Source organism: Candidatus Izemoplasma sp. (genome assembly GCF_982632705.1).
Genome location: NZ_CEXEES010000108.1, coordinates 1 through 2,354, shown reverse-complemented (window position 1 = coordinate 2,354; position 2,354 = coordinate 1). Strand labels below are relative to the sequence as shown.

Annotated in this window: 3 protein-coding genes and 1 pseudogene; all 4 read right to left on the bottom strand. The window is 31.4% G+C overall.

Annotated features, from left to right (window positions below):
* The coding region (locus AC2LE6_RS08915) for an OB-fold nucleic acid binding domain-containing protein (protein ID WP_484478908.1) at window positions 1-614 on the bottom strand (614 nt) is incomplete at its 3' end.
* A gap of 79 nt (window positions 615-693) precedes the next feature.
* Window positions 694-1,668 carry a metal ABC transporter substrate-binding protein gene (locus AC2LE6_RS08910; protein WP_484478907.1) on the bottom strand — a complete coding sequence of 325 codons (975 nt, stop codon included), beginning with the start codon at window positions 1,666-1,668 and terminating at the stop codon, window positions 694-696.
* 51 nt (window positions 1,669-1,719) lie between these two features.
* Window positions 1,720-1,983 carry an RNA-binding S4 domain-containing protein gene (locus tag AC2LE6_RS08905; RefSeq protein ID WP_484478906.1) on the bottom strand — a complete coding sequence of 88 codons (264 nt, stop codon included), beginning with the start codon at window positions 1,981-1,983 and terminating at the stop codon, window positions 1,720-1,722.
* 54 nt (window positions 1,984-2,037) lie between these two features.
* A pseudogene (locus tag AC2LE6_RS08900) lies at window positions 2,038-2,354 on the bottom strand (ATP-dependent zinc metalloprotease FtsH); the annotation flags it as partial.

Below are 2,354 nucleotides of genomic sequence, written 5' to 3'. Positions count from 1 at the left end.
AAAATAGGGTGAAGGATTGGTGTTTCAACTTCTAAATATCCACGTTCGTTTAATAATTCTCTAATAATAGTAATTATTTTAGAACGTAAGATGAATGTGTTTCTTGAATCATCATTTGTTATTAAGTCTACATAACGTCTTCTATAACGTTCTTCAACGTCTCTTAATCCGTGGAATTTTTCAGGTAAAGGTCTTAAAGCCTTACTTAAATGAGTGTATTTACTAACACGAATACTTAATTCTCCAGTATTTGTTTTCATTACACTACCTTCAACACCAACGATATCTCCTAAATCAGCTTTATTCCATAATTCAAAAGCTTCTTCTCCAATAGCATCTAAACGTATATATAATTGAACTTGTCCAAATTGGTCCATTATATGGGCGAATCCAGCTTTTCCTTTACCACGTTTAGTCATAATACGACCAGCTAGTTTTACACCATCTGTTTCCATATCATGAAGTTCTTCTTTTGAATAAGTATCAAATTTTTGTTTCAATGTTTCTGTATTGTTATTTCTGTCAAAACGTTGTCCGAATGGATCTACGTTTCTCTCTCTTAAATCTTCTAGTTTCTCTCTTCTAACAATCTCTTGTTCTGAAAGTCTTTCCATTTAAATCACCTCTCATAAATGCAATTATGATTATAACACAATCTGTATGAAATCAAAGAAAAATAGTACAAAAACTGTACTATTTAGTAGCTTCTTCTAAAATTGCTAGGTTTTCATACATCAAAGTAATGTATGTCTCACCACTCTCTACTTGTTCAGTTGTAAGGTTTCCTAAACTGTGTAGATATTCTGCTTTTGCAGTTGGATCTTGTAATAACAACTGTTCTAAAACCAGATCACCAGTTGGAGAATTGGTGTTCGATTCGTATAAGATACAGTGTATTTCATGAAATACTGCCTCTTCAACAAATTCGATAACATCACCCGGTACAACTTCACTGTTGTGTGCATCAGTACTCAACGATATGATTTCTAAATCATATGTAGAATGCCAATAATTAAACAACATGTTTGTTGTTATGATTGGCTTTGTAGCATTTGTCAATATTGTTGATAGATTATCATCTAATGTCTCTAGTATTATTTCTATTGAAGCAAAGTTTGATTCATATAAGTCTGTGTTTTCTGGAAAAGCAGTGATTAATTGATCTTTTATTACTTCAGCTGCATCTAACATTCTGTTAGGATCTAGCCAAAAGTGTGGATCATCACTTAACATATTTTCATCACACATTGATACTTCATCTACTAGTGGTGCATCTTCTTCATGATCATGGTCGTGACCATAACATACTTGATTATATGTTATTGATTCTGATAAATTCACTAGAACAACATCACCATCTGAGAAGACAGAATCAATAGAATTACTGATATAAGTATCTACTCCACCATCAACATAAAACAGTAAATCGCTTTTCAACATTGATATAATCTCTTTACCTGTCCAATTTAATTCATCTACATGCCCTGAATTTGTACTTCCTGGCACTCTTTCTACTGTAACTGTATCACCAGCGATATTCTCTAATAAGAATTGCAGTGGATAAACAGTCGTGTATACAATGTTCTCATCATCTGTATTTACAATTTTACATCCAGTAAGACTAATACTAAATACAATAAGTAATACAAACGTTATTATTTTTTTCATATTATCACCTAGTTTCTTCACACAATATTATACTATGTTTAAAATGGGATTTCAATCCAATTTTATTTGTTCTTCTTTAAGTATTTCAAACATATTTGGTGCGTCTTCCTTTTTTGTAGAATCTAACAAAGCCAACACCTTAATATCTACAATTTTACTACCAAACTGAATTGTTATTATATCATCAACCTCTAATTTAGTGCTAGATTTAGCGACTCTACCATTAATCTGAATTCTACCATTGTCAGCGACTTCTTTAGCTAATGTTCTTCTTTTTATGATTCTTGATACTTTTAAGTACTTATCTAATCTCATAATATCCACCTCTTATAAATACTAAAAGGGTATTTGCATACCCTTTTGTTTGTATTAATTATCTACTTTATCATCTTTTTTATCAAGTGGTTTTGCTTCCTCAACTGCAGGGATTTCTTCTTTAGTTGATTCTTCTGCTTTTGCTTGGTCTAATTCTAGAGCCAATTTAGCTTGTTTCTTTTCCCACCATGAAAGGTTTCCAGTTTCAACGATTTCATCAATATCTTCTTTTGTTAATGTTTCTGCTTTTAATAAGAATCCAGCAATTGATTTAACAAGATCAAGATTTTCAGTTAAAACTACCTCAGCTTTTTTGTAACAATCGTTGATAATGTTTCGTACTTCAGTGTCGATTTCTAATGCAACGGTAT